The organism is Rhizobium sp. PRIMUS64 (assembly GCF_023006465.1).
Classification (GTDB): Bacteria; Pseudomonadota; Alphaproteobacteria; order Rhizobiales; family Rhizobiaceae; genus Rhizobium; species Rhizobium leguminosarum.
In genome coordinates this window covers 21,800-27,943 of record NZ_JALBGX010000088.1, presented here as the reverse complement: position 1 = coordinate 27,943, position 6,144 = coordinate 21,800, and the positions used below count along the sequence as shown (strand labels likewise).

At 62.2% G+C, this 6,144-nt stretch carries 9 protein-coding genes; 2 read left to right on the top strand and 7 right to left on the bottom strand.

The genetic code is table 11. The annotated features are described in order from the left end of the window. A partial coding sequence (locus tag MOV76_RS27130) for an NADP-dependent oxidoreductase (RefSeq protein WP_247265681.1) occupies positions 1-523 on the top strand: 523 nt, incomplete at its 5' end. A gap of 27 nt (positions 524-550) precedes the next feature. Here MOV76_RS27130 and MOV76_RS27125 read toward each other — a convergent pair. Both MOV76_RS27125 and MOV76_RS27120 read right to left on the bottom strand, forming a co-directional pair. Beyond that, the gene (locus tag MOV76_RS27125; RefSeq protein WP_247265680.1) at positions 551-1,486 is read right to left on the bottom strand and encodes a LysR family transcriptional regulator; all 936 of its coding nucleotides are present in this window, start codon (positions 1,484-1,486) and stop codon (positions 551-553) included. 78 nt (positions 1,487-1,564) lie between these two features. Then, entirely contained in the window at positions 1,565-2,284 is a 720-nt protein-coding gene (locus MOV76_RS27120) for a Crp/Fnr family transcriptional regulator (protein WP_026237206.1), read from the bottom strand. A 132-nt stretch (positions 2,285-2,416) separates the two neighbouring features. Between MOV76_RS27120 and MOV76_RS27115 the strand changes: the two genes are divergently transcribed. Then, positions 2,417-2,662, top strand: a complete 246-nt coding sequence (locus MOV76_RS27115) for a DUF6894 family protein (protein ID WP_012758369.1) — start codon at positions 2,417-2,419, stop codon at positions 2,660-2,662. Between the two features lie 158 nt (positions 2,663-2,820). Here MOV76_RS27115 and MOV76_RS27110 read toward each other — a convergent pair whose 3' ends face one another. The 5 genes from MOV76_RS27110 to MOV76_RS27090 form a co-directional block, all read right to left on the bottom strand. After that, the gene (locus MOV76_RS27110; RefSeq protein WP_027683670.1) at positions 2,821-3,054 is read right to left on the bottom strand and encodes a DUF6894 family protein; all 234 of its coding nucleotides are present in this window, start codon (positions 3,052-3,054) and stop codon (positions 2,821-2,823) included. A 71-nt stretch (positions 3,055-3,125) separates the two neighbouring features. After that, a complete protein-coding gene (locus MOV76_RS27105) occupies positions 3,126-3,524 on the bottom strand; it encodes a DUF427 domain-containing protein (protein ID WP_027683669.1) in 399 nt (132 codons plus the stop codon). A 97-nt stretch (positions 3,525-3,621) separates the two neighbouring features. Then, the gene (locus tag MOV76_RS27100) at positions 3,622-4,314 is read right to left on the bottom strand and encodes a B3/4 domain-containing protein (protein WP_028732897.1); all 693 of its coding nucleotides are present in this window, start codon (positions 4,312-4,314) and stop codon (positions 3,622-3,624) included. A gap of 3 nt (positions 4,315-4,317) precedes the next feature. Then, on the bottom strand, positions 4,318-5,214 hold the full coding sequence (locus MOV76_RS27095; protein ID WP_247265679.1) for a DMT family transporter: 897 nt from the start codon (positions 5,212-5,214) through the stop codon (positions 4,318-4,320). Positions 5,215-5,295: 81 nt separating this feature from the next. Next, entirely contained in the window at positions 5,296-6,102 is an 807-nt protein-coding gene (locus MOV76_RS27090; RefSeq protein ID WP_247265678.1) for an AraC family transcriptional regulator, read from the bottom strand. Between the last annotated feature and the right edge of the window lie 42 nt (positions 6,103-6,144).

Sequence of the window (6,144 nt, the reverse complement as noted above, 5' to 3'; positions counted from 1 at the left end):
GCTGTTCGAGGCCGGAGCCGTCCAGCCCGGCCAATCGGTGCTCATCCATGCCGGCGCCGGCGGCGTCGGCAGCTTCGCGGTTCAGCTCGCAAAGCGTGCCGGCGCGCATGTGACGGCGACAGCCTCCGCGGCCAATCTCGACCTCGTCCGCTCGCTCGGCGCTGACGGGGTGATCGACTATCGCAACCAGGATTTTACCGCCTTCGCGACGGGCCTCGACCTGGTGATCGACACGATTGGCGGCGAAACGCTGGAGCGATCACTCGGCATCATCCGCCGCGGCGGCAAGCTCATCGGCCTTTCCGCACCGTTCGACACCGAAGGGCCGAAGGCGCGCGGCATCGATGCGCAATTCCTCTTTCACCAGAGCGATGCCGGCCGCCTGGCTGCAGTGGCGGCACTTGCCACAGATGGCCGTCTCCAAAGCGTTATCGGCCAAGAATTCGCCCTTGCGGACACGTCCGAGGCCTTGCGGTCCCTTTCTAGGGGCGGCGCCCGCGGCAAGACGCTGCTGATGGTGTAAGACGAGCTGGCGACTTCAGAAGCAGGATCAGTTCGATTCCCCGAGCCGATCCTGCTTTTTCGCCGCAACTGACCCGATCAGTTCGCGGAACCACTGCTGCCCGACATGGGAATCGTTGCGGCGATGCCATGACAGCGCAAAGGAGACCGGTAGCAGCTCGATCGGCGGCTTATGGATCGACAGCCGGGCGCGGCTATCCGAAACGTCGACAATGCCGCGCATCAGCGTGGCGACGAGATCGGTCTCGGCGACGATCGCCGGCGCCGCATACATCTGCGGCAGCGTCAGGCCGAGCCTGCGGCGCAGACCGAGTTCCGAAAGCTTACGGTCGACATGGCCATAACGATCGCCTTCCGGCGATACGAGCAGGTGGTCGAGCGCGACGAAAGTATCGAGATCGAGACCCCTTGCCGCCGCCGGATGATCGGCGCGGACGATCGAAACGAAGCTCTCCTCGAAAAGCGGCCGGGAAAGGATGCGTGGCGACGTGGAAACCGGCACGCCGACCGCCGCATCGACCTCGCCGGCATCGAGCATTTCCACCGCCTTTTCACGGGCGATGAAACCCTTGACATCGATGCTGATATTCGGCGCGGCCTGCCTGATCGCGGCCAGCAGCTTCGGCAGAAGCACGAAGGCTGGGTGTTCGGAGAGACCGAGCCGGAACGAAGCCGATGACGACCGCGGGTCGAAGACACCGCTGAAAGCCAGCGCCTCCTGCGCATGCCGCAGAGATTTTCCGATCGGCTCGGCAAGATCGAGCGCGCGCGGTGTCGGCTCCAGCCCACTCGGGCTGCGCACGAAGAGCTCATCCTGAAAAAGCTGGCGCAACCTGGCAAGTGCAGCACTCATCGCCGGCTGGGTACGGCCGATGCGGGCGCCGGCCCGGGTGACGCTGCGCTCTGCCATGATCGCGTCGAAGGCGACGAGGAGGTTGAGATCGACCGCTGGAAGGTTATTCATGATGTGGATGATCCCGGTCGACGACTATCGACCGGCAACATGTTGCAAACCCCGTTTAGATGCAAGAACCATGACGCCCTAGCGCGGTTCTCTGGAGATGCTGAGATAGCCGGGATCGAATTCGGCGATTTCCTGCAGGCGTTCCCAGTCGACGATGGTGATCGTCCGGTTCTCCCAGGTGAATACGCCCTCGCGCCTCAGCGCCTGCAGCGTCTTGTTGAGGTGGACGACGGAAACGCCGAGCACGTCGGCCATCTCGATCTGTGTCAACGGAAACTGGAAGCTTGCGCCCCGCGTCCGCTTCACCACCTGCAGCCGCACGAACAATTCGCAGACGAGGTGAGCGATATGGGCGCGCTTGGAGCGCCGGCCCATGGCAACAATCCACTCGCGGTGAATGGCGCCATCGACCAGCGTATCGAGCCAGAGCAGCCGGGTCAGGTGCGGCATGCGCTCGGTGATCGCCCTTAGATCGGCGTGGTCGGCGAAGGCGACATGACAGGACGACAGTGCAACGATGCCGTGATCCATCTTCTTGATCGGGAAAGCGTGCAGATCGACGAAATCGCCGGCGACATGCAGTGCGGTGATCTGGCGACTGCCATCGGCCATCACCTTGTAGCGCGCCGCAAAACCATCGAGCAGCAGCGTGCTGTAGCCCGGCCTGCTCCCTTCGGAGACGAGATCCTCCCCAGCAGCAAAATACCTGTCTTTGACGATGATCGCTCTGAGATGGCTTTCCTCTTCGGCCGACAAAACATCGCGGCTTCCAAGGTTGAGCAGCAGGGATTCAATCACAGCCCAGTCCGCCGATATTGCAAGTGCTCCGGACCATTTCGATGCGACCTGTATTTTCTATAAGAATCAATGCCTAGCCCCTGGAACAATTGTCTTCATCTGTGATTTCTCCTCTGACGCGCAGGAAAAAACATGGCTCGCTACTATTTCGATCTACACAACGGGGAAGGTCCCACGCGCGACGAGCACGGCACCGAGCTCAAATCTCGTGAAGACATTCCGAAAGAGCTGACCCGCATCCTGCTGGATGTGGCCCGCGACGAACTGCCCGCGGGTGATCGCATGACGATCGCCATCACCGTTCGCGACGAGAGCGGCGATCCGGTCACGGTTGCCAGTCTCGTCTTCAACAATGAATGGCTCGACGTCTTACGATAGCGGCGGCCGTTTAAGGGCTGCCGCGGTCACTCCCACGCATCAATCCGACTCGCTCGATTGACGCGACGCTAAGACCCGCCTTCATAGCCGGCAATTAAATTTGACATAGTGTTTTGATTGCTTTGGCTTGGTCGACAGGCATTCAAAGGCCGGCAGGCCTATTTCGCAATCTCTTCGAGAATCAGCCGGATTTCTGCAAGCGGCCTACGGTTTTCATCGAAGAGTTCCACCGACATCATATTCAAAGGTGCAGTCGGCAGGCCTTCGGCAGCCATCTCCGCGAGAACACGCCGCGCCTCCGTTTTCGCAGCCTCGATAGAGTCGAAATCATACCCCGTCTCGGTCGCCCCGGCACCATCCCGATCAAAAAGCTGAAAGTAGAATTTCGGCACGACATATCCCCCGCTAGATGACCCTAACGGTCCGGCGGCAAACATGTTCCGCCGGAACGGGTTCAATGCCGTCAGAAGGCACCGGCTTCCGGAGAGGCCATCTCCTCGATACTGTCGACGCGGTCGGGATAGAAGGCGAGATGGTCCTTGATGCTGCTGACCGCGGCATTCGGCGCCTCGTAGGTCCAGACGGCATTCTTCGAACGCTCGCCGCCCGGAATGATACTGTAATAGGAGGCGTCGCCCTTATAGGGGCAATGGCTGGTGTGGTCGGTGCGTTGAAGCAGCGACATGTCCACATCCCTGCGTGGAATATACTGCACCGGCGGATAGGAAGCCTCGCACAGTGTCAGCGCATCGCGGGTATCGGCAATCGTCTTGCCGCCAAGCGTGACGACGACGCGGGAGGGATTGTACTCGACGGTGATCGGATGATCCGGCCCCGGGATCTTGATCGTCTTGTCTGACATCGGGTTCGTCTCCAGAAGCTATCGATCGCATAGAGATAGGGCGGGCATGCTGCCGGCCCAAGGCCCCGAACGTTGCTTTCCCTGAAACGCTGCGCCCTTAGAACTCGAAATGCGGCGATACCGGACTTAACATCGCCGTTTTCGCCGCCGCCGGCCAGTGCCGTGCAAGCGCATCCGCAACTGTTTCGACCAGCCTGGCGATGTCGTCGCCGGCGGAGGCGTGCAGCGCCTCGGCAACGATCAGCACCGAACGCGTCGTCTCCCGCACCGCCGAAAGCCCGCTCTGCCGGTTCGTCCAGCGCCGCGCATGCGCGTTCTCCCCGCCATCTGCAAAGATCACTTCGTCCGGCTCGGGATGTTCGATTTCGCCGCCAAAGGTCAGATAGGTCTCGTCACCCCTAGCCCGACGAACCTGGAGATCGTCTACGATCTTTTCAGCGTCGAAGACGGCGACCGGAATGGCGAAGGCAAGCGAAATCGCATTGCAGAGATCGATGAGCGGATGCAGGCGCGGCAGCGCATGTTCCTGGCGGAAGCGGCGCAGCAGCGCCTCGGAAGCGCAGCGATATTGCGTCGGCTTCAGCCCCATGCGGGAAAAGCCGCGCCGCCAGGCCTGGATTTCAGGGAATTCGCCTTCCTGCGCTTGCGTCAGCCGGGCCTCGGCGATCGCGTTGAAGTCTGCGATCGCCGCCTCGACATCGGCATCCGCATGGATCCCTCCCGCATGCAGTGCGCCGGCGCGAAGCTCCGGAAAGGCCTGCCATATGGCATCGGAATGGCTGAACTGCATGATCTATCTCCCGCTGGCAAGTTTGACGGTGCGGCTCCCGGCAAAAGCAAGACCGAGCACGGCCGCAAGCACGCAGGCGATGCCGGCGATCTGGTGGAGCCCGACCGGTTCGCCAAGGATGATGAAGGCAAGCATGACGGCGGAAACTGGCGCAACCGCGGTGAAGAGCGCGGCTTCCGTGCCGCTCACCCTTTCTGCCCCCGCATACCACAGCAGAAATCCACCAACGGTCGGCACCACCGCATAATAGACGACGGCGGCGACCGCGCCTGCGGACATACCATGTGCGAGAGGCGCTTCGAAAATGGCCGGGATGGCGGCAACGATGAAGCCGATGCCGGTCATCAGTGCCGACTGTGCAAGCGGCGCAATCTCGGTCTTCAGCTTTTTGTTCAACAGGATGAACAGCCCCTCGCAGACGACCGCCAGGAAGATCAATGCATTGCCGGAGAGCGATCCTCCGGCAGCATCAGGCGTGAGGGCGATCGACAGCACGCCTGCCGTCGCAAGCGCCACCGCCAGAAGCAGGGCACGCTGCGGCCGTTCGCCAAGCAGCAGGATGGAGATTGCGGCCGACACCACAGGCAGCGTGCCGATGATGACGCCGGCATTGGCCGCCGAGGTCAGGCTGAGGCCGGAAATCAGCAGCGTCGTATAACCGACACTGCCGGCCCCGGCCTGAATGACAAGGATGAGGCGGTCTTCCCTGGAGAGTTTCGGCAGCCGCGCGCCAGTCGCCCGCATCAGCAGAAGAAAGACGGGAAAAGCGATGGCGAAGCGCAATGCGGTGGCGCTGAACGGCGGCAGACCGGATGCGATGAGTTTGCTGGCGATCACCGTGCTTCCCACAGTCAGCATGGCCAGCGCCAGAGAGACATAACCTTGAACCTGCCTTGACATTCAGCGTCTCCTGTTGGAGCGCCGAGAAAACAGCAGGAGCCTGTCCGGGTCTTGAACGAAATTGCAGGCTTAGCCTGAGGCTCAGAGAAAGCCGCCGGCATAGAGGCGCGGCGACAGACCGTATTTGCGCACGAAGACGCGCGTCATGTGGCTCTGGTCGGCAAACCCGCTGGCAAAAGCCGCTTCCGCAAGCGGCGTGCCCTGAGCGATCAGCCGTCGGGCGATATGGATGCGGGCCTGGACGAGATAGGCATGCGGCGTCAGGCCGGTCGCCTTGGCAAAACCGCGCAACACCTGGAAGCGGCTCAGCCCGCTTTCCCTGGAGAGGTCGGCGAGCGAGACGGCGGCAATCGGATCGTCATCGATCAGATTTCGGGCCGCACGGATCGACGCCGGCACCAATGGCCGCTCTTCGGTACCAAAGCGCTCGCGCATGACATCGGCGACGAGTTGCAGAAGCAGTTCCTCGCAGAGCAGCCCATCCGCCGCCCCGCCGCCGGTCACTGCGCGAAACAGCGTTTCGAAACCGGCGGCGATCGCCGCATTGCGGATGACCGGATGTGGGATTTCCGATCGCCCTGCCCCGCCTTCGCTGATCTCTTGCGACAGACCGGTGACGATGGCGGGGTCGAAATAGAGGATGCGCCACGACCGCCCCTCACCGATCGGCGCACCATCATGCACCTCGTTCGGATTGACCGTGATGATGTCGCCGGCCTCTGCCTCCACCATGCCGCGGCCGCTGAGCGACGACTGCGCACCGGCGGAAATCAGGCCGATGCCGAATTGCTCATGCGTGTGCCGGTCGAAGCTGTGAGGCGTTTCCGCTTCCACCGCTTCGACGCCAGCCAGCGCCGAGCGCAACATCCTGAACTGGTTTTTCGCCATTGTCTGCCCGCAGGTCTCGCCGGGCACTCTGCCAGCCGCATG